The organism is Legionella feeleii, from assembly GCF_001467625.1.
Taxonomy (GTDB): Bacteria; Pseudomonadota; Gammaproteobacteria; order Legionellales; family Legionellaceae; genus Tatlockia; species Tatlockia feeleii.
Map to the genome: position 1 here is coordinate 80762 of NZ_LNYB01000085.1, position 278 is coordinate 81039.

Genomic DNA, 278 nt, shown 5'->3' on the forward strand with positions numbered 1-278 from the left:
TTCGTCATCTTGGGCTTTAATTAATTGCGCAAACAGCCCTGGCTCTTTTTCCAACTCCTCGCAAAGCATAGAAAACCCAGCGGTACTTTTCATCGCAAAGTGTAAAATGTTTTGCTTCGCTGAATCTTTTAGAGCAAAAACATCGTCTTTTTTAAGGTTTTTCGTACTCAACGCACTAATAATGGCCTCCTTAACCCTGGTGTTTTTACTCCCTATGTCAAGCAGAATACATAACGCGTCCACACGATTGAACTGAATCATTTGATGAAGAGGAGTGT

The 278-nt window shown here is 40.6% G+C and carries 1 protein-coding gene; it reads right to left on the minus strand.

The genetic code is table 11. The features are described 5' to 3' along the window. Positions 1 to 278: hypothetical protein (locus tag Lfee_RS17250; RefSeq protein ID WP_193786954.1), on the minus strand; the 278-nt coding region annotated here is incomplete at both ends.